The organism is Candidatus Rhabdochlamydia oedothoracis (assembly GCF_019453995.1).
GTDB lineage: Bacteria > Chlamydiota > Chlamydiia > Chlamydiales > Rhabdochlamydiaceae > Rhabdochlamydia > Rhabdochlamydia oedothoracis.
Genome location: NZ_CP075587.1, coordinates 1671106 through 1689852 on the forward strand (window position 1 = coordinate 1671106; position 18747 = coordinate 1689852).

Sequence of the window (18747 nt, forward strand, 5' to 3'; positions counted from 1 at the left end):
AGATTTACTCACCTTCTATAGGATTAACTAACTCTATCCCTTCTATAAAATCTTGGCTTATTGCCTGATTTTCAAAAATTTTTTCCTGTTTTTCTGTCAATTTACAGTACTCTTCAAAAGAACGAATGATATAAGGACGTACAAAAATGACAATGTTGCGCTTTTCATCTGATTTAAGCGTTCTACTAAACATAGCTCCAACTACGGGAAGCCCACCTAAACAAGGTACTCCTGTTTTATGTTGTGATTTTGCATTGCGAATCATCCCACTCACTATTAAAAAATGTTGGTCTGGTACATGAGCATGTGTTGACATATTCGTTTTTGTCGTTCTAATTCCATTTGCAGTATTTTGCGTATGCATAACGTTCTGATCTAAGCTTTCTGTAATTTCCTGATGGATTTCTAATGAAATAATTTCATCCTCACCTAAACGAGGAGTGATACTTAGACTCACTCCTATATCTCGATATTCCACATTTGCCGTTAATTGCTGACTTTGACCAACTGTCTGCACCACGGACCCTGTAAAGGGAATGTTATCTCCCACAAAAATAGTAGAGTTTTTGTTATCTTGCGTAATGATCTTCTGATTAAGCACAATTGTGCTACTGCCATCTGATTGTAAAGCAGATACCAAAGTGCCTAAAGAGAGAAAGGATTTACCTTTGTGCATAATGATATCGCCAATAACCCCTAGATTAAACCCGGGAACTAGAGGAAGTTGCGATAAGCCAGTTGGAGGATTAGTAGGACTAATGCTTTGGACAGTATTGGCAAAAGATCCTGCTGTTAAATGCGCAGGAGAAAAGTTGCCTACCCCTACTCCCAACCTATTTTGGTATTGAGCCCCTGTTGACCATTGCAGGCCAAAATCCATACCTTTCTTTGTGTCTGTTTCAATAACCAAAACCTCAATAAATACTTGACGCAGAGGAGTATCTAAACTATCAATTAATTTACGTAAACTATAAAGCGTTTCAGGATCACCAGAACAGAGTAGAGAATTTGTCGCTTTGACCCATTGTAGAGATTGAATAGCATTCACTAATTTAATGGGAGCATTTGATTGATTGCGCATATCTACAGCAATCTTCTTTAATGATTGTTCCAGTTCCATTCCAGAGTGATACTGCACTTTATACACAAAAAAATCATACCCTTCTTTTAAACCTGGTATCTGAGGAATAGAATTAAATGCTGTTAAATCTGAAGCATCTAAAGACACTTTATGATGACCATCTTTTTGCTCATCATACCGTTTAATGACATGATAATCAGATTCTTTTTTTACAAATAAGCCATGAAAGTGCAATAATTCGATCAATGCTTGTAATACTTGCTTAGAAGACATCGCTTTCCCCATACAAAGAGAAATAGCAAATCCTAAATCATTATTACTGAAAATAAAATTTTCTCCGGAAATTTTACTAACAAAACGAATAAACTCAATAATAGGAATATCATTGAAATTAATCGAGTGATGTCCTTCGGTTTTCAACAGCATTTCTTCTTTCTGTTCTTCAGAAGATAAACAAGAGTTGCTGACTAAACATCCAACTAAGCCACTGCACCACAGAAAATATAATAATTGTTTGATTTTTTTTGTCATAAAGCACGGTTTTAAAGCTTAAATAGTATATAAATACAGCTGTTTTTAGAATAGAGAATTTCAAAGAAATCAGAAGGCTTTTGGTTTATTTTTTTTCATATAAACTAATTAGATCCCAAAAATAGCAAAAGCAATATACTTCTTGTGAAAAAAAATCTCCGTAAAAGACAGGGAACATTATGCTTATTGGGTTATCATTACTCGGCGCAACGGGAAAGATGGGAAAAAGCATTCTTGCTTTAGCAGCCAATCAGCCTAACTACAAAGTAGTTATGGGAACATCAAGAAAGTACTTAAAAAGACCTACTCCACAAAAAATAACAAATGTGGATATTAACATGACAAGCTCTGCTAAACTAGCTATTCACGCCTCAGATATCGCTATTGATGTCTCTTCTAAATACACGATTCTTCATCATTTAAAATATGCAAAGCAATTTTCTAAACCTCTTGTCATAGGAACAACTGGACATAGCATAGAAACACAAAAAAAAATCGAAGATACAGCCCAATATATTCCCATATTCTATACTCCTAATTTTAGCCCGGGTATTTCTCTTTTATTACAGCTAGTTGAATGTATAAAAACGTCTAGATTTAGCAAAAATTGCTGCATTGATATTGTGGAAACCCATCATATGCATAAAAAAGATTTGCCTAGTGGCACCGCTATTGCTCTTGCTAAAGCTACAGGCAAAGAGATTGCAGAAGATGCAACAACAAAAAGCAACTCCTCTCAAGTTCGCATTCATGCTATACGCAGCGGTGAAGTGATCGGAGAGCATCAAGTCATCTTTGAATATGGTAATGAACAAATAAAATTGATCCATCAAGCACACTCTCGCGACGTATTTGCACAAGGAGCCCTTGCTGCAGCTGCATTTTTAATCGATAAAAAACCAGGTCTCTATTCTGGTTTAATTTAAAATTTTGACAAATTTTCCTTCAAGAAACTTAAAAAGCAAATTTTTAGACAGCAAGAACACGAATACTTTGCTGACTCCTACATTCCTACCCCCTAGCGTATATTTTTGGAATTAGCTAAGAGCCTGTTTAAAATCTTCTCATTATACCTTAATGAGAAGATTTTAAACAGGCTCTTAATGAAAAAGGAGCCAGAATCATTTTTTATCTCTCAATTATCAAGCAAAACTTCATGCGTTGGCCCTGGTGGGAATGTAGGCAACATAAATGTAAAATCTCAATAGGTTATTATTTGTTGTAATAAAAACCTATATCCCCTTATGCAGGGTAGGAAGCCTATCTAATAGATCAAAAAACATTAGCTCTTTCTTGGAAATAGCTTTAAATCCTACCAAAAAAAGTAGTATTTTTAGATTTAGTTTGCTTATAAAATATTTTAAAACTAATAATTGCCAGAGTAGCCAAAAGACTACAAGAGATTTCTTGTAATTATTTTTGGTAACACCTAAAGATTTTGATCTATCTTTTACATAGGAGAAAAATGACATGAAAAATTTAGTAAAATTATTTGGTTTAAGTATTGTTTTATCTATTGCTGGTTTAAACGCTTTTGAAAACCCTTCTGAAAAAACTTACGTTGATTCAGAAGATATTACTTTTGAAAACGGAATTATCTATTTACAATTAGAAAACGGCACTTTAAAGCCAGTAACCGCTGTCTATTCAGATGAAAAAGGTGTATATGTTTTGGATCAAGACGAAGATCAAAGCACAGAGCCAGAAGTTGTATGCACACCAGAAGTTGTATGCACACAAGATAATCAAGACGAAGATCAAAGCACAGAGCCAGAAGTTGTATGCACACAAGATAATCAAGACGATTTAGATCAAGCTACCAAAGAAGAAATTTTATGTGCTCAAAATACCTATCGCGAACTCTTAGCTGGCTATGAGTGTTCTAATTGTAGTTGCATTAATCCACGTTACAGAAAAACTTGTAAAGACTGTGGAGCAACTATTATTCATTAAAATCCAAAAATCCCAGCATTTCCATAAATGCTGGGGCAATAAAAAATCTTATGAAGAAATCTCTTTATCCATTACAAATAAAGGCCCTGCTGCTCTGGTTTTCTCTAGCTGGATTGGCTTTTTGTTTTTTTCAAAAAAAATTACCCGTTTTAAAAAAAGAAAATTTCTTAATGGAGGCCCTGTTGCAAAGTATGATATTTGAACAGGGTTTTGGTTATACTTTATTCGGAAATAAACCTGTATCTTTAGCAGAATATTTTCTCAATCCCTCCTTTAACACTATTTTTTTTAGCAAAAAAAATTCCTTCTTTCCCATTGTTGAGGCTTGGTCTCTATTAGAAAAAAATGTCCTTTGTCACCTGCAAGGAAATTATATCCTGCTTAAACAAGTAGACCGTACAAAAAATTCCTCTACTTTTCAGGTAATTATCATAAATAAATTTAGTTTCTTACAAACAGTTACTAAGTATCTAGATTTATTCTGCAAATTGCTTGAGAAAAAAATAGACCCAAAAGAATTATTAGATGAAGTGATTCTCAACCAAAGAAGTTTATGGGACATCCTCAAAGGTAATCGGGCTCTTTATGGAATTATTTTAGGATATGGGGAAAAAAACTCTTTAGCTTTTAAAAGAAGATGGGAATTGGGACAAGTATTTAGCTGTAACTGTCAAAACTCGCTAATCACTCCTCCTTTCTATCCAAAACCTTCAAGAGGATTCTCCTCATCAGAAGAAGAGTATCGTTATTTTGAAGAGCAACAGGGTTTTTTTGATATACAAACCAGCTCCCTTTCTCCTCTTAATCCCCCTTGTTTTATGATTATGAAAGACATTGATATAGAAACAAAGTTACTTGCAAAAAAATATAAAGAGACCTTTAAGCAACTAATTGAGATTTATGCTGAAGGAGATTTTTGGTCTATTACTCTAGATCATCTAATGCAAAAAGATGCTTCCACATTGAACAAAACTTCCAATAGTTGCATACTTGTCAAGTATGAAAACAATTAAGATTAAAAAATTTTGCATTGGCAAAAACCAACCTTTAACAATCATTTGTGGTCCCTGTGTAATAGAGTCTGAAGACCACGCTCTTTTTTGTGCTGAGTACTTAATGAATATATTTAAAGGTTTTCCTGAGCTTAATTTCATTTTCAAATCAAGCTACGACAAAGCAAACCGCTCTGCCCATAGTTCTTTTCGAGGGCCTGGAATACAAAAAGGTTTAGAGATTTTAGCAAAAATCCAACAAACATTCGATCTTCCTGTTTTAACAGATATTCATTCTTCTGAAGAAGCTGTTGAAGCTGCTAAAGTTGTTGAAATTATTCAAATTCCCGCTTTTCTTTGCCGTCAAACCGACTTGATTGTAGCTGCTGCTCAAACAGGAGCTATTTTGAATATCAAAAAAGGACAGTTCATGTCTCCTTGGGACATGCAAAATGTGATTAATAAAATTCTCATTTCTGGCAACGATCAGATTATTCTAACCGATCGAGGAACGAGTTTTGGATATAATAATCTTGTAAGTGATATGCGAGCTATTCCCATTATGCAAGAGATGGGTTATCCTGCTTGTTACGATGCTTCCCATTCTGTACAGCTTCCAGGAGGACTGGGAAATGCTTCTGGCGGACAACGTCAGTTTATCCCTCCTCTTGCACAAGCTGCTATTGCAGCAGGTGCTAATTGCTTATTTATTGAAGCGCACCCTAATCCCATAGAAGCTAAAAGCGATAAAGAATCCGTTTTGGCTTTTGATATGCTTCCTAAGCTTCTTGCCACGGTTTCTCAAATTTATCAAATTGTGCAAAAGTGTGAACCATGTTAAAGCAAGCAACTTCTATCGGATGTATGCTCCTTGTAACTACAACGCTTGTATGGGGTTGGTTTTTCTTAAGAGTACGCCCTGCAGATAGATCTAAAGTTCTTAACCTTTTAGAAAGACAAATCCAATCCAAGACGGATTTTTTATCTGCTAATCAAACACGTTTAAAAGTTACTAAAGATATTTGGCTAACTCAAGATGACAATAGTAGATTACATCATAGAATTGCAAGCAAGTCCTCTTTACTTGTTTTAAAACCCAATAAAGGGAAATTAAAACTCATCGAAGAATTAGATCAGATTAATTACTTGATGCAAGAGCGTATCTACTATAGTAATGGACTTGCTATGCAACAAGTGCGTTTATTAGAAGCTAACTCTGGCGAATATCACTTTTCGGAAAAACAACTCCTGTCTCAAGGGGTTAGCATCTCGGTATATAAATTAAATACACACACCCTTCCTCAAGAAATGCTTTCAACATCGCCCATTTTTTCAGGAAATGCCGAAAATATCTCCCTGATTACATCGGGTAAAACTCCTGAGCTTCAGGCAAAAGGATTTATAGCACACATATATCCTAAGGATTAAATACATGCTTTATTTAACCGCTTTATTTCTGCTTACAACACCTCTTAATACTCAAAATTGTGGCCGGGTTTCTTCTGAAAATGCCTCTTATGATGGACAAGATCTTATTCTCTCAGGACATGTCGTTATTGATCATATTTTAGGGAAAATGCAAGCCAGAAAAGCCCTCTTAAAAAGACAGGAAAAAACCCATTTCCCATTCAACCAGATTGAGCTTGATCAAGAGGTTTTAATTCTACTAAAAGAGCATGGACGAATAACAGCTAATCGGGCGGATTTTGACCTACAAAAAAATCAAGGCATTTTAAGCTCTGATCAAGAACAAAATGTTACATACCAAGATATGATCTACGATAAAAGGGACAAACTAATCCCTTTTACCATAGAAGGACGCACTTTAGAACTTAAGTTATTATCAAAAGAAGAAAAGAACAGAGAATACCTAATCGATTCAATTTGCGCAGAGAAAAATGTGGCTATTTCTTATGCGAATGCTTTTTTTTTAACAGCTGCAAAAGCTACCTATAACCAGCTAGGTCTAATCAATCAATGGAAAGGATGTATCTCGGCATATGGACAGGATGCGAATACTAGCTGCTGTCTAACTCATGAACAAGATGTGGTATATGCAAAACAAATTGATATAAACCTTATCGATTCTTATCTGCAATTATTTTGTGCTAAAGGGATATTGCAAAGCTTTTTATCACCTAAAGCGGAAAAGAGTTCTCTTCATTTTTCTACAGATTCTCTTCATTGGAATAATCTAGAAAAAAAGCTGCTATTTAAAGGTTCAACTCAAATTGAAGAACAAGACCTTGGTATAATACATACGCAAGATGAGTTAACCATCAAAAATTGCATGGTTAATAACAAGATGGTTTTTCAAACCTTAGATGCAAAAGGACATACAGTTATGACCTGCAAAGATCTAAAAGGGCGCAATCATCGTATAGAATCGCACGGAAGGCTTTATATTGATCAAAATAAATTACAGGCCTGGATTGAAAGCCCTCAAGATCAAGAGGGCCATATACAAAATCAATTATACTACGAAACAGAAGACCTCAATATGTTTTCAGATAGGGCTCAATTAGATTACATCAACATAAATCAGCATGTAAAACCCTCATCCATTGTCCTAAAAGAACATATTCGCCTATTTTCTAAAGATCCAGACAAACCAGTTCAACTAGCAATTGCTGATAAAATGAGTTACTCTTTGGACACCCATTCCATTATCTTATCTGCTCATCCTGGAAAAAAGGTGCTTTTTTGGGATGTTTTGCAAGAATTGAGAATTAGCGCATCTGAAGTACATATAACCACAGACTGCTTGACCCAAGAAAAAGTCATTAAAGGAATTGGCAGAGTACAGTTTGCCTTCAGCAAAGAAGAGCAAACCCAATTCAACCAACACTTTCCACAATTTGCATCTCATGAATAATTTAATCCCTTCTCTACAAATAAACATTGCCGATATTTCCTTCAAAAAAACTGCTTCCATAAAACCTCCTATCTTATTTGAAGCAAAAAGTTTAAGAAAAAGCTATAGAAATAAAACTGTTGTCCATGACATTAGTTTAGAAGTAGGTGTAGGCGAAGTAGTGGGACTATTAGGACCTAATGGAGCTGGTAAAACCACAGCTTTTTATTTAATTACAGGACTCATTAATCCTGATAGGGGGCAATTTTTTTTTAAAGGACAAGAAATCAGTCATCTTCCTATTCATCAACGCGCTAAGATGGGCATGGGCTACCTCTCACAGGAACCTTCCATATTCCGCCAGCTTACAGTCGAAGAAAATTTGCTATGTATTTTAGAAACATTACCTATAAAAGCTCAAGAAAGAGCAAATCGTTTAAAAAATTTACTAGAAGAGTTGCATCTGACTCCTTTAGCTAAAAAGAAAGCTTTAACCCTTTCTGGTGGAGAAAGAAGACGTTTAGAAATTACTAGATCTCTCATTACTCAGCCCTGTTTCTTATTGTTAGATGAACCTTTTGCTAATATCGATCCCATTGCAGTGCATGATTTAAAGCTGATGATTCGACATCTTCAAAATAAAGGAATTAGTATATTGATTACAGATCATAATGCCCGTGAAATTTTTTCTATTGTAAATCGTAGCTATCTTATTCAAGAAGGCAGAGTCTTGTTATCAGGAACAGTTGATGATTTATTAAAAAACAAGGAAGCAAGAACAAATTATTTTGGAGAGCACTTTAAGCTATAGCTATCTACATTTATGTAATTAATATTTTATTAATGAGATTAATTGGTGAATTTTCTATAATTAGATGATATTTAACCTATTGTAGGAGATTGTATATGTCGCATGAACAAACACTTTCCATTATTAAACCAGATGCCGTTGCGGATAATAAAATTGGAGAGATTTTTTCCTATTTTGAAAAAGCTGGATTAGAAATTGTAGGGATTAAAATGCAACGTCTTACTGCAGAACAAGCAAAAGCCTTCTACGCAGTACATGCTCATCGACCCTTTTTCCAAGAATTGATTCAATTTATGACAGAAGGCCCTATTGTAGCATTTGTAGTAGAAGGTGAAAATGCTATTAATCGCACACGTGAACTCATGGGAGCTACAAATCCTAAAGAAGCAGCTCTTGGAACTATTCGAAGAGATCTTGGCTCTTCTATAGAACGCAATGCCATTCACGGTTCTGATACTTCAGAGAATGCGAAAACAGAGATTTCTTTCTTCTTTCAACCACAAGCAATTTTTATCCATTAATGTGTAATAGACAAGAATTAAATTGACACTTAATGGTAAATAGCAAAGAAAAACAGCTTTTGCAACTAAGGCATCATGCCTTAGTTGCAAAAGCAGAACCAAAGTGGTAATTTATGAATATAGCAATAGAGAGAAAAGTGATAAAAAATAAACTAGGCCTTTTAAAATTAGCAAAAACGCTAGGAAATGTATCTCAAGCATGTAAGCACATGGGATATTCAAGAGAAAGCTTTTATACATACAAAGAGCTTTATGAAAAAGGCGGAGAAGCCGCATTACAAGAAATCTCTAGAAGGAAACCCTGCCCTAAAAATAGATTGAAAGAAAAAATAGAAACTAGCGTAGTTGCATTTGCTATAGAAAAACCTGCATATCGATATGGCTAAGGCATGATCTAGAAACATGTAAGAAGAGACTAAAGGCGTTAGAAGCAAAAGCAGCTCAAGATCACTTGATCTTTACAGAAGATCAATTAAGAGCGCTTGAAAAAGCTAAAGAAGAAAAAGAAGCGCATGGTGAAATAGAAACACAACACCCTGGCTATCTTGTTGCACAAGATACCTATTATGTAGGCAATATTAAAGGTGTGGGAAGGATCTATCAGCAAACAGTGATTGAAACCTATAGTAAAGTTGCTTTTACTAAGTTGTATGACAGAAAAAATGCACTAGTAGCAGCAGAAGTATTAAATGATAAAACAATACCCTGGTTTGAAGAACAAGAGTTAAGAGTGTTAAGAATACTTAACCGTAGAGGGACAGAGTACTGTGGGAGTCGGGCATACCATGAATATGAGCTCTATCTTACAATAGAAGATATTGAACATACTCGAACAAAGGCAAGGCATCCTCAAACCAACGGAATCTGTGAGAAGTTTCCTCAGACGATTCAAAATGAATTTTCTGCATCAGCATTTAGGCAAAAAGTTTATCATAGTCTAGAAGAACTGCAAATGGATATGGATAAATGGGTAAAAGAGTACAATGAAGAGCGAGTCCATTCTGGGAAATATTGTTAAGGGAAGACACCATAGCAAACATTTCAGGATGCAAAGCATCTAGCACAAATGAAAATGCTAGACACATTACACCAAATTGACACTGTCAATGAAGTGCTGTCTGTCAACTCAGGTTCTGTCTAGGACAAGTCGTTGACTTGAACTCCATTAAGCTAGCCGTTTGAATCGGCACTACTATGTATAAAAAGGGTTTTCTTCAAAAAAAATACTTTAATTTCAATTAATGATGGTGGCCACCTCCATGCCTTCCGTGATGACCGCCTCCATGTCTATGATGGTTGTGCCAATTATCTTCATTATCAAACTATATTCCATAGTCTTTTCAAGTTTGAAGTGCACAGAAGAATTAAAAAAAGAATAGGCAGGCGATGAAAGAATCTCTATTGTGATTTTTAACAATCAAACACAAGGAGAGACCTTGCCTAAAGGCTACCATCACCTAACCTATGACCAAAGATGTCAGATTTATATTTTAAAAGCTAGAGGAGATACATCTAGCTCAATAGCAAACATTCTAAAAGTTCATCATAGCACTATTAGTAGGGAACTTAAGAGAAATAAAGGGCAACGAGGATACCGTCATCAGCAAGCTCAAGAAAAAGCATTTCTTAGAAAAAATTCTCAGCCCAATAAAAAAATGACTCCTCAAATAGTTACCCGTATTGAAGAAAAAATCAAGTTGCAATGGAGCCCTATACAAATATCCGGATGGCTTAAAAGACATGGTAAAGAACATGTTAGTCATGAGACCATCTATAATCATATCTGGAAAGATAAACGACAGGGAGGACAGCTTTATAGAGAGCTCCGTCATCGAGGGAAAAAATATAACAAGCAGAGAAAGGGAGCTTCTGGAAGAGGGAACATGCCTGGTCGTATAGATATTAAGCAACGGCCTTGTATTGTAGAAAAAAAGACTCGTTTAGGAGACTGGGAACTAGATACAGTCATAGGGGCAGGACATAAAGGCGTAATTGTATCAATGGTAGAAAGAACTTCCAAGCTAACTAAGCTCGCCAAAGTTTCTCATAAAACTGCAGAGGAAGTAAGTCAAGCGTTAATTGAACAACTTAAACCTATCAAAGATTTTGTACACACATTAACAGCAGACAACGGAAAAGAATTTGCCTATCACCAAATGGTTAGTTTCGAGCTAGAGACAGACTTCTACTTTGCAACGCCCTACCATTCTTGGGAAAGAGGCTTAAATGAGCATACAAACGGACTAGTTAGGCAATATTTTCCTAAAACACAAAGCTTTTTAGATACGACTTCCAAGGATATAGAAAGGGTGGAAACTTTACTAAATAACAGACCTAGAAAGGCTCTCAACTTCGAAACTCCACTAGAAGTGTTTACGAGATTATCTACAAACATGCTATGCTCGGGTGCACAATAGATGTTTTTTCAAGTATTTATATGTTCTTTTTTGTGCACTTCAAGGTTGAAAGGGCCCATTATAATAACCAGGACCATTCCAATAATACCCCTCATGAACCTATCTTGAATTGAATATAAATTTTCGCTATGATACCAGATCTTTTTATTTTTTAACTAAAGACAGATGACATGAGCAAGCAAGGATTAAATGAAGAACAGTTTAAAATACTCGAACCTCAAATGGAAAAATGGGTAAATCGTAACCATTATGGAAGAAAATTAGCGCCATGGAGACCTGTAGTGAATACTATTTTCTGGGTGCTTCGGACAGGAGCTCCTTGGAAAGATGCACCTAGAAACAAGGAGTTTTCTCATCCCTCAACAGCACACGCATGGCTTGGAAGAATGCAATCTGCTGGATTTTTAGATCAATTTTTAGAAGAGCTGCTTAAGCTTGCCGAACAGCTGGGGTGTATTGATGCCCAGAGACTCTCTGTAGATGGTTTTTTTTTCCAGCGGACGCGGAGGAGGAGAGCAAGTTGATTATGGCTACAAAGGTAAAGGCGTGACATCGCATTTACTGGTAGAAAAATCAGGAAAGCCTCTTGCAATCACTTTTACATCAGCATCCGGGGATGAGAAAAAACAAGTGATCCCTCTGCTTAGGAAAGTCATTCCCTTCATTAAAAAAGCATGGAATCAGGGAAAAGTACCCATACTTGAAGCAGATAAAGGTTATGACTCAGAGCAAACACGTATCGATGTTCTTTCCCATGAGGTTTTTCCTCTGATAGCTCGGAAAAGAAACACTAAGGGATATAAGATAAAAGGCATTTGCTACCTTGAAAAGCAACGTTGGGTCGTTGAGAGAACGATTTCTTGGTTAAAGACATGCTTCCGTCGTCTTACAGTGCGCTGGGAAAGAAAGGCAATATATTGGAACGGACTATTAATGTTTGGACTACTGGGATATTGGATGAATTTCTTAAGTCGGCAAGTATCTTTAAAACAGTAAATTTAATTCAAGATAGGTTCATTTTAAAAAGTGGTTGCCAGTGGCGTATGTTACTCGTAGATTATCCTAAATGGGAATTATGTTATTATTATTTCCCTCTTTGGAATAAAAAAGATGATAAAAATTCTAAGAGTATTCTTGAAATAGTTTTAAAAAAAATTGGTTGGCGAGATCAGAAAAAGCAGTGGTCGGAAAGAGAAAACAAGCTTTGTAATTATTGATGCTCAAAGTGTTAAAAATACTGATACAGCGGAGAAGATAAGGATATGATGCAGGGAAAAAAATATCAGGAATAAAAAGACATATAGCAGTCGATACCCAAGGGCTTCCTCATGCGATTCACATTACCACCGCTAATATCACTGACAGAAATAGGTGTATATAGTTATTTAAATCGACATTGATAAAACAGCTTGATCTAAGGCTTCGGATAAATTAGCTACAGTAGGTAAAAGTTCTCGGATTTTCGTTTTCATATTGGCCCAATATTTTTCGATAGGATTTAAGTCCGGTGAATAAGGCGGGAGAAAGAGCATTTCGTATCCACTTTCCTCTATCAATGTTCTAGTTGTCTTTGATTTATGAAAGCTCGCGTTATCGAGAATCAAAACTTGGCCATGAGTCAAATTTGGAATCAATTCCTGTTTTAGCCATACATTAAATAGATCCGTATTGCAAGTTCCTTCAAAACACATCGGTGCCAGCAATTTCTTCCCTTGTAGTGCCGAAATTACACTCTGTCTACCAAATCGTTTTCCTGAAATTCCTCCAAATATTTGTTTTCCCCTCGCGCTCCTCGCATATTGCCTATGCACATATTGACTGATTCCGCTCTGATCCAAATAGACCCTTTTTTCAGGAGAAATTGCTTCTATCTTTTTTAGATATTCCGCTCTTGCTTCCGCATTCCTTTCCTTATAAAACGCAATCTTTTTTTTCTTGTGATCTTGAGTCTTTTCAAAGCGTAAAAGATTGCTTGCAAAGTCAAACCAAAATGCTTTGCAATCTCTGATAAAAAATGATCGGGGTTTTTTTCTACATAAGCGATTAATCTCTGATCATCAATTTTCTTATAAGTGCTTTTCTTTTTTAGAGGTTCTACGTTTCCTCTTTGTTTCTTACGCTTTACCCATCGGTAGACAGTTGCAATCCCAACTTGAAATAGCTGGCTGGCCTTCATTTTGTCGTTATTTTCTTCTAGGTATTGAAGCACTCGTTTTCTTAGATCCATTGAATAAGGTTTAGGCATTTCTCTACCTCCATATATTTTGTTGGAGAAAAATATACTAGTGCCGATTCAAACGGCTAGCTTAATGGGATTTAAGTCAACGACTTGAAACTTGTCGTTTATCCTACATTTCAAAATATCTGTTATTTTCGGTATCTCTTCTAAGAAGAATCCTCTAATTGCCTGAAAAAAAGTCACCGACGTTTCGTAATATCGATTGTATACCTTCTTTTCCTTTAAGATCTTCCACAAGCGTTCAATAGGATTCAAATTCGGCGAATAAGGAGGGAGATAGTGCACTTTAATCCTAGAAGACATCAGAAACTCTTCTAGTTTCTTATTTTTGTTTGATCTTGCATTATCCAAAATTACATGAATAATTCGAGCCTCTGTCTGTTTTTCTAGCTTCTTGAAAAAATCGAGCATTGCATCGGCATCAACTGTCTTATATTCCTCTGTAAAAATCTTCATTCCTGTCAGGCAAAGAGCTCCAGCAAAATGCAATCGCAATTGTTTCCCGGATGTCTGCAAAGTCTTTTGAACGCCTTTTTTGATCCATCCACATACGGCTTGGGACTGATGTTCAGGATGCACAGCATCTATGAAATAGATCTCTTCATCAGGGTTTAAGGTCTCCTTTAAAGCCCTATATTGTTCTATGAAAATTCGTTGTTTTTCAGGATCTAATTTCCCAGGAATCTTTTTAGGACGTTTATAAACAAATCCGTGCTGTATGAGCCAATCTGTCATGCCACTTCGGGAATATTTTATCCCATATTGCTCATGCACATAAGCTATGATCCCTTTGACTTTAAGATAGGTCTTTTCATGTAGGTGTTTTAGTAGAGACTCTTTTTGGTCTTGTGAAAGTTTTGATTTGCTACCGCCTCGAGGGCTACTTCCAGTTTTATTTTCGGAATCATATTCTCTGAGGTATTTCTGAACAGTGATAGGGCTTATCCGGAGTGTTTTAGCAAGATTTTTTGTTGAGATACCCTCATCATAGCCCAAAATTACACAAAGCCTATTCCGTTCAGAATAGTCTTTTGGATGCTTTAACTTGTGTTCTAAGTCAGCTCTCTGGCTAGGGATCAGTTTTTTCATACTCAATAGCTTAACACAAAACAAAATATTTTTCTATACGATTGAATCGGAACCACTATATACAACTTTATCAATAATATTTTAAATAACTATAGAAGCATTTTCACTACATAAAAACCATTTGTTCGGTGCAAAAAATGTTTTAGCAGATGGAGGATATTCTGGAGAAAAATTTGCAAAGAGTGTGCAGGAGATATTAGGATGCATAGTAGAAATAGCTAAAAGAAATACACTTCATACTTTTACAGTTATTCCCAAAAGATGGGTTGTAGAGCATTCTTTTGCGTGGATAGAAAAATGTCGCAGGCTATGGAAAAATTGCGAAAGAAAACTACATACAAGCCTGAATATGTTGGTTCTTGCTTTTATTGCTCTACTTTTGAAAAGATTTTAATATGATTCCGAAAATAAAACTGGAAGTAGCCCTCGAGGCGGTAGCAAATCAAAACTTTCACAAGACCAAACAGAGTCTCTACTAAAACACCTACAGGAAAAGACCTATCTTAAAGTCAAAGGGATCATAGCTTATGTGCATGAGCAATATGGGATAAAATATTCCCAAAGTGGCATGACAGATTGGCTTATACAGCACGGATTTGCTTATAAACGTCCTAAAAAGATTCCTGGGAAATTAGATCCTGAAAAACAACGAATTTTCATAGAACAATATAGGGCTTTAAAGGAGACCTTAAACCCTGATGAAGAGATCTATTTCATAGATGCTGTGCATCCTGAACATCAGTCCCAAGCCGTATGTGGATAGATCAAAAAAGGCGTTCAAAAGACTTTGCAGACATCCGGGAAACAATTGCGATTGCATTTTGCTGGAGCTCTTTGCCTGACAGAAATGAAGATTTTTACAGAGAAATATAAGACAGTTGATGCCGATGCAATGCTCGATTTTTTCAAGAAGCTAGAAAAACAGACCGAGGCTCGAATTATTCATGTAATTTTGGATAATGCGAGATCAAACAAAAATAAGAAACTAGAAGAGTTTCTGATGTCTTCTAGGATTAAAGTGCACTATCTCCCTCCTTATTCGCCGAATTTGAATCCTATTGAACGCTTGTGGAAGATCTTAAGGGAAAAGACGGTATACAATCGATATTACGAAACGTCGGTGACTTTTTTTCAGGCAATTAGAGGATTCTTCTTAGAAGAGATACCGAAAATAACAGATGTTTTGAAATGTAGGATAAACGACAAGTTTCAAGTCGTTGACTTGAACCCCATTAAGCTAGCCGTTTGAATCGGCACTACTATATATTCATATTGATATTAATGGCTCCCAATTGTTTAAGATTCACAAAAACCTGTGCTTGTAAAACACGTTGAACTACAAGGCGCATTATTGAATTCTTTTTTCCAATGCTTGTAGTTGGTGTAGCATATGAGGAGGCAGCTCTGAGCCAAATAAAGTAAAATAGCGATGCATCTCTTTTACCTCTTGACGCCACTGTGTAACATGAATAGCAAAGAGTTGCTTTAATTGATCAGGGGTAAGAGATAACCCGGAGATATCCAAAGAATCTTCTTTAGGAAGGTTGCCAATAGCAGAAGTTTGAAAATTATCGCTTTGGTCTACCCTTTCAAAGATCCATTTTAATACACGAATATTATCTCCAAAACCTGGCCAAATATATTTACCTTTATCATCTTTTAAAAACCAATTCACATGAAAAATCTTAGGCAGGGCCACATTATTTTTCTCCATGTTTAGCCAATGATTGAAGTAATCTGCCATGTTATAACCACAAAAAGGAAGCATAGCAAAAGGGTCATGACGCAACTTACCTATCTCTCCACTAGCAGCTGCTGTCATTTCAGAAGACATACACGCACCTAAAAAAACTCCGTGACTCCAATCAAAAGCTTCATAGACCAAAGGTACGGTATTCGAACGCCTACCACCAAAAATAATGGCAGAGATAGGAACTCCCTCTGGATTTTCCCAGTTAGGATCAATCACAGGACATTGCTTGGCAGCGACGGTAAAACGTGCATTGGGATGAGCTGCGAGATGTTTAGCATTAGGAGTCCAAGGATTTCCTTGCCAATCTGTCAATTGAGAAGGAGGTTGCTGTGTCATTCCTTCCCACCATATATCTTTATCTTCTGTCAATGCAACATTTGTGAAAATGGTATCATGTGTAAGGGTGTTCATTGCATTGGGATTGGAAGTAAAAGAAGTTCCAGGCGCAACTCCAAAAAAACCAGCTTCTGGATTAATCGCGTAGAGCTTTTGGTCTTTTATATGCAACCAAGCAATGTCATCTCCTACACATTCAATTTTCCAATTGGGAAGAGTTGGTAATAGCATAGCTAAATTAGTTTTTCCACAAGCGCTGGGAAACGCAGCTGCAAAATATTTTTTTACTCCCTCTGGATTCGTAATTGCAAGGATTAACATATGCTCTGCTAACCAGCCTTCGTCTCGACCCATAACAGATGCAATACGCAAGGCAAAGCTTTTTTTACCCAAAAGTGCATTACCGCCATATCCACTTCCAAATGACCAAATGCCGCGCTCTTCTGGAAAATGTACAATGTATTTCTCATTAGAACAAGGCCACGGCACATCTTGTACATTGTCTAAAAGGGGCATGCCTACCGAATGTAAACAAGGTACAAATTCTGCATTAGCTAATTTATCGAGAATTTTCCTACCAACTCTTGTCATGATATGCATATTACACACTACATAATCTGAATCGGTGATTTGTATGCCAATTCGGCTAAAATTAGAATCTATTGGACCCATGCTAAAAGGGATAACATACATGGTTCTTCCTTGCATAGAACCGCGAAAACGAGCTTTTAATAAAAGCTTCATTTGCTCAGGGTCTTTCCAATGATTAGTTGGACCCGCATCTTTTTCATGTAGAGAACAGATAAAAGTAGACTCTTCAATACGAGCAACATCGTTAGCAGAAGAGTGACACCAAAAGCTATAAGGGCGTTTTTCAGGGTTTAATGGGACAAACAGGTTTTTTTCGACAAGAACCTGAGAGAGATTACGATATTCTTCTAAGCTACCATCACATAGATAGACTTGTTTTGGTTGGCAAAGTTCTTTAATCTCCTCAACCCAACTAATAAGTATTTGATTGCCAGTCCAATTTTGTATGAAATTAGACATGGCTTGTATTCCGCTTTAATTCCTTCAAGTAACTGATCTACGCTTTTTAAATTTATCTAAATATTCTAATGCCTTTCCTGTCCCCAAACAAACAGCTAAAAGAGGATTAGGAGCTACAATTACAGGCAGGCCTGTTTCTTTAATTAAAGATTTGTCAAATCCTTTAATTAAAGCACCTCCTCCTGCTAATACCATACCTCTTTCTACTAAATCTGCAGCTAATTCAGGAGGGCATTGTTCAAGTGTCAATTTTACACATTCAACGATTTGTTGAATAGGTTCTGCTAAGCATTCTCGAATTTCTACTGAATTAATTCTTTTCGTAACGGGAAGGCCTGCTACCTGATCTCGGCCACGTACTTCCATTTCAAGTTCATGCTCTCCTAAGGGATAAGCAGATCCAATGGTAACCTTGATTTCCTCAGCTGTTCTGGGACCAATCATCAAGTTGTAGGTACGACGCATGTAATTGACAATGCATTCATCAAATTCATCCCCTGCAATTCTTAAAGAACGAGATTCAACAATTCCCCCAAGAGAGAGAATGGCAATTTCGGTTGTTCCTCCACCCACATCAATAATCATATTTGCCACAGGCTCATGAACAGGAAGATCTACACCAATAGCAGCTGCCATCGGCTCTTCAATTAAAATGACTTCCTGAGCTCCAGCTCGCAGAGCAGAATCTTCAACAGCGCGTTTTTCCACCCCTGTAATACCAGAAGGAACTGCAATCAAAATCTTAGGACGAAAAAAACTACGTGCAGGAGTTACTTGTTTAATTAAGGCTTTTAACATCCCTTCTGCAATTTCAAAGTCAGCAATAACACCATCTTTCATGGGACGAACCGCATGTATTCTACGCGGGGTTTTTCCTAACATATCTTTTGCTTTACGTCCAACAGCTAAGACTTCATTATTCGTAGAGTCAACAGCTACAACAGAGGGTTCAGCTAATACAATTCCTTTTCCACGCACATACACAAGAGTATTTGCTGTTCCTAAATCAATTCCAATGTCACTAGAAAAAAGACCCGAAACATTGGTAAATTTATTCACAAATTTACCAGAAGCTGTTTTGAAAACCGTTTTAAACGAACCAGAATTTGCTTTTGCCATA

Annotated in this window: 19 protein-coding genes and 4 pseudogenes; 16 read left to right on the top strand and 7 right to left on the bottom strand. The window is 36.4% G+C overall.

What is annotated here, in order from left to right; translation table 11 throughout:
• Positions 1 to 4 precede the first annotated feature (4 nt).
• Positions 5 to 1612, bottom strand: coding sequence for a secretin GspD/PilQ domain-containing protein (locus tag RHABOEDO_RS09195; protein WP_215216640.1), 1608 nt, complete (start codon positions 1610 to 1612; stop codon positions 5 to 7).
• A gap of 179 nt (positions 1613 to 1791) precedes the next feature.
• Here RHABOEDO_RS09195 and dapB point away from each other — a divergent pair, with 179 nt between their 5' ends.
• Entirely contained in the window at positions 1792 to 2538 is a 747-nt protein-coding gene (gene dapB / locus RHABOEDO_RS09200) for a 4-hydroxy-tetrahydrodipicolinate reductase (protein ID WP_215216639.1), read from the top strand.
• 306 nt (positions 2539 to 2844) lie between these two features.
• Here the strand turns inward: dapB and RHABOEDO_RS09205 are convergent, their stop codons facing one another.
• Positions 2845 to 3084, bottom strand: a complete 240-nt coding sequence (locus RHABOEDO_RS09205; RefSeq protein ID WP_220017579.1) for a hypothetical protein — start codon at positions 3082 to 3084, stop codon at positions 2845 to 2847.
• Between RHABOEDO_RS09205 and RHABOEDO_RS09210 the strand changes: the two genes are divergently transcribed.
• The 12 genes and pseudogenes from RHABOEDO_RS09210 to RHABOEDO_RS11005 form a co-directional block, all read left to right on the top strand.
• Complete coding sequence (locus RHABOEDO_RS09210) at positions 3083 to 3565, top strand: hypothetical protein (protein WP_215216638.1); 483 nt, start codon at positions 3083 to 3085, stop codon at positions 3563 to 3565. The two genes, RHABOEDO_RS09205 and RHABOEDO_RS09210, sit on opposite strands and share 2 nt — an antisense overlap.
• Before the next feature lie 191 nt (positions 3566 to 3756).
• On the top strand, positions 3757 to 4578 hold the full coding sequence (locus RHABOEDO_RS09215; RefSeq protein WP_215216636.1) for a hypothetical protein: 822 nt from the start codon (positions 3757 to 3759) through the stop codon (positions 4576 to 4578).
• Complete coding sequence (gene kdsA, locus RHABOEDO_RS09220; protein ID WP_245397516.1) at positions 4565 to 5398, top strand: 3-deoxy-8-phosphooctulonate synthase; 834 nt, start codon at positions 4565 to 4567, stop codon at positions 5396 to 5398. Before RHABOEDO_RS09215 ends, kdsA begins: the two co-directional genes overlap by 14 nt.
• Positions 5392 to 5985, top strand: a complete 594-nt coding sequence (locus RHABOEDO_RS09225) for a hypothetical protein (protein WP_215216635.1) — start codon at positions 5392 to 5394, stop codon at positions 5983 to 5985. Before kdsA ends, RHABOEDO_RS09225 begins: the two co-directional genes overlap by 7 nt.
• Positions 5986 to 5989: 4 nt before the next feature.
• Positions 5990 to 7432: a hypothetical protein gene (locus RHABOEDO_RS09230; protein WP_215216634.1), complete on the top strand. Its 1443-nt coding sequence runs from the start codon at positions 5990 to 5992 to the stop codon at positions 7430 to 7432.
• A gap of 58 nt (positions 7433 to 7490) precedes the next feature.
• Complete coding sequence (gene lptB / locus RHABOEDO_RS09235; RefSeq protein WP_215216646.1) at positions 7491 to 8222, top strand: LPS export ABC transporter ATP-binding protein; 732 nt, start codon at positions 7491 to 7493, stop codon at positions 8220 to 8222.
• Positions 8223 to 8317: 95 nt separating this feature from the next.
• Positions 8318 to 8743, top strand: a complete 426-nt coding sequence (gene ndk, locus RHABOEDO_RS09240; RefSeq protein ID WP_215216633.1) for a nucleoside-diphosphate kinase — start codon at positions 8318 to 8320, stop codon at positions 8741 to 8743.
• 119 nt (positions 8744 to 8862) lie between these two features.
• Positions 8863 to 9884, top strand: a pseudogene (locus tag RHABOEDO_RS09245) (IS481 family transposase).
• A 262-nt stretch (positions 9885 to 10146) separates the two neighbouring features.
• Entirely contained in the window at positions 10147 to 11160 is a 1014-nt protein-coding gene (locus tag RHABOEDO_RS09250; RefSeq protein WP_215216525.1) for an IS30 family transposase, read from the top strand.
• 170 nt (positions 11161 to 11330) lie between these two features.
• Complete coding sequence (locus tag RHABOEDO_RS09255) at positions 11331 to 11684, top strand: transposase (protein ID WP_215217041.1); 354 nt, start codon at positions 11331 to 11333, stop codon at positions 11682 to 11684.
• Entirely contained in the window at positions 11641 to 12156 is a 516-nt protein-coding gene (locus tag RHABOEDO_RS09260; RefSeq protein WP_215216393.1) for a transposase, read from the top strand. The genes RHABOEDO_RS09255 and RHABOEDO_RS09260 overlap by 44 nt, the downstream gene beginning before the upstream one ends.
• A gap of 17 nt (positions 12157 to 12173) precedes the next feature.
• Positions 12174 to 12526: pseudogene (locus RHABOEDO_RS11005) on the top strand (transposase); the annotation flags it as partial.
• A 19-nt stretch (positions 12527 to 12545) separates the two neighbouring features.
• Here the strand turns inward: RHABOEDO_RS11005 and RHABOEDO_RS09275 are convergent.
• From RHABOEDO_RS09275 to RHABOEDO_RS09285, 3 genes are read right to left on the bottom strand one after another with little or no spacing between them, the layout of a single operon-like run.
• The gene (locus RHABOEDO_RS09275; protein ID WP_320412789.1) at positions 12546 to 13085 is read right to left on the bottom strand and encodes an IS630 family transposase; all 540 of its coding nucleotides are present in this window, start codon (positions 13083 to 13085) and stop codon (positions 12546 to 12548) included.
• Positions 13037 to 13405, bottom strand: a complete 369-nt coding sequence (locus RHABOEDO_RS09280) for an IS630 transposase-related protein (protein ID WP_215216866.1) — start codon at positions 13403 to 13405, stop codon at positions 13037 to 13039. Before RHABOEDO_RS09280 ends, RHABOEDO_RS09275 begins: the two co-directional genes overlap by 49 nt.
• 48 nt (positions 13406 to 13453) lie before the next feature.
• Complete coding sequence (locus RHABOEDO_RS09285; protein WP_220017482.1) at positions 13454 to 14488, bottom strand: IS630 family transposase; 1035 nt, start codon at positions 14486 to 14488, stop codon at positions 13454 to 13456.
• Positions 14489 to 14621: 133 nt separating this feature from the next.
• Here RHABOEDO_RS09285 and RHABOEDO_RS09290 point away from each other — a divergent pair.
• The 3 genes and pseudogenes from RHABOEDO_RS09290 to RHABOEDO_RS09300 all read left to right on the top strand — a co-directional run.
• Positions 14622 to 14882: pseudogene (locus tag RHABOEDO_RS09290) on the top strand (transposase); the annotation flags it as partial.
• Between the two features lie 111 nt (positions 14883 to 14993).
• Positions 14994 to 15251 (top strand): annotated as a pseudogene (locus RHABOEDO_RS09295) (helix-turn-helix domain-containing protein); the annotation flags it as partial.
• Positions 15252 to 15737 carry an IS630 family transposase gene (locus tag RHABOEDO_RS09300; RefSeq protein WP_281069582.1) on the top strand — a complete coding sequence of 162 codons (486 nt, stop codon included), beginning with the start codon at positions 15252 to 15254 and terminating at the stop codon, positions 15735 to 15737.
• A gap of 99 nt (positions 15738 to 15836) precedes the next feature.
• Here RHABOEDO_RS09300 and RHABOEDO_RS09305 read toward each other — a convergent pair whose 3' ends face one another.
• A complete protein-coding gene (locus RHABOEDO_RS09305; protein WP_215217393.1) occupies positions 15837 to 17627 on the bottom strand; it encodes a phosphoenolpyruvate carboxykinase (GTP) in 1791 nt (596 codons plus the stop codon).
• A gap of 24 nt (positions 17628 to 17651) precedes the next feature.
• Positions 17652 to 18746: a rod shape-determining protein gene (locus tag RHABOEDO_RS09310; RefSeq protein ID WP_245397518.1), complete on the bottom strand. Its 1095-nt coding sequence runs from the start codon at positions 18744 to 18746 to the stop codon at positions 17652 to 17654.
• Position 18747: the final 1 nt, after the last annotated feature.

What these genes read in the sequence shown, in the direction of transcription:
- RHABOEDO_RS09225 (WP_215216635.1), top strand. Translation starts at nt 5,392, where the DNA reads ATGTTAAAGCAAGCAACTTCTATCGGATGTATGCTCCTTGTAACTACA.
- kdsA (WP_245397516.1), top strand. Translation starts at nt 4,565, where the DNA reads ATGAAAACAATTAAGATTAAAAAATTTTGCATTGGCAAAAACCAACCT.
- RHABOEDO_RS09210 (WP_215216638.1), top strand. Translation starts at nt 3,083, where the DNA reads ATGAAAAATTTAGTAAAATTATTTGGTTTAAGTATTGTTTTATCTATT.
- RHABOEDO_RS09260 (WP_215216393.1), top strand. Translation starts at nt 11,641, where the DNA reads ATGGTTTTTTTTTCCAGCGGACGCGGAGGAGGAGAGCAAGTTGATTAT.
- RHABOEDO_RS09285 (WP_220017482.1), bottom strand. Translation starts at nt 14,488, where the DNA reads ATGAAAAAACTGATCCCTAGCCAGAGAGCTGACTTAGAACACAAGTTA.
- RHABOEDO_RS09195 (WP_215216640.1), bottom strand. Translation starts at nt 1,612, where the DNA reads ATGACAAAAAAAATCAAACAATTATTATATTTTCTGTGGTGCAGTGGC.
- ndk (WP_215216633.1), top strand. Translation starts at nt 8,318, where the DNA reads ATGTCGCATGAACAAACACTTTCCATTATTAAACCAGATGCCGTTGCG.
- RHABOEDO_RS09215 (WP_215216636.1), top strand. Translation starts at nt 3,757, where the DNA reads ATGATATTTGAACAGGGTTTTGGTTATACTTTATTCGGAAATAAACCT.
- RHABOEDO_RS09280 (WP_215216866.1), bottom strand. Translation starts at nt 13,405, where the DNA reads ATGCCTAAACCTTATTCAATGGATCTAAGAAAACGAGTGCTTCAATAC.
- RHABOEDO_RS09305 (WP_215217393.1), bottom strand. Translation starts at nt 17,627, where the DNA reads ATGTCTAATTTCATACAAAATTGGACTGGCAATCAAATACTTATTAGT.
- RHABOEDO_RS09230 (WP_215216634.1), top strand. Translation starts at nt 5,990, where the DNA reads ATGCTTTATTTAACCGCTTTATTTCTGCTTACAACACCTCTTAATACT.
- RHABOEDO_RS09205 (WP_220017579.1), bottom strand. Translation starts at nt 3,084, where the DNA reads ATGTCATTTTTCTCCTATGTAAAAGATAGATCAAAATCTTTAGGTGTT.
- RHABOEDO_RS09310 (WP_245397518.1), bottom strand. Translation starts at nt 18,746, where the DNA reads ATGGCAAAAGCAAATTCTGGTTCGTTTAAAACGGTTTTCAAAACAGCT.
- dapB (WP_215216639.1), top strand. Translation starts at nt 1,792, where the DNA reads ATGCTTATTGGGTTATCATTACTCGGCGCAACGGGAAAGATGGGAAAA.
- RHABOEDO_RS09255 (WP_215217041.1), top strand. Translation starts at nt 11,331, where the DNA reads ATGAGCAAGCAAGGATTAAATGAAGAACAGTTTAAAATACTCGAACCT.